The 261-nt window shown below is 36.4% G+C and carries 1 protein-coding gene; it reads right to left on the bottom strand.

Going from position 1 to position 261, the window contains the following annotated elements:
• Nucleotides 1-259 (bottom strand): GTP-binding protein (locus FQ668_RS27685; protein ID WP_256677685.1); only part of this gene is annotated, 259 nt, incomplete at its 3' end.
• Between the last annotated feature and the right edge of the window lie 2 nt (nt 260-261).

Below are 261 nucleotides of genomic sequence, written 5' to 3'. Positions count from 1 at the left end.
GGATAGCACCATCCATCTGAGCAGCACCTGTTATCATATTTTTGATGTAGTCAGCATGTCCTGGACAATCTATGTGAGCATAGTGTCTTTTCTCTGTTTCATACTCAACATGAGAGATATTTATTGTTATTCCTCTTGCTTTTTCTTCTGGAGCATTATCAATTGACCAGAAATCTTTATATTGAGTTTTACCTAAGGTTGATAGAACTTTTGTTATTGCAGAGGTTAGTGTTGTTTTACCATGGTCTATGTGACCTATGG

Source organism: Pseudomonas sp. Kh14 (genome assembly GCF_900291005.1).
In the GTDB taxonomy this organism is placed as follows: domain Bacteria; phylum Pseudomonadota; class Gammaproteobacteria; order Pseudomonadales; family Pseudomonadaceae; genus Aquipseudomonas; species Aquipseudomonas alloputida.
The sequence above is the reverse complement of the archived record's forward strand: the minus strand, read 5'-3'. Positions and strand labels throughout refer to the sequence as shown.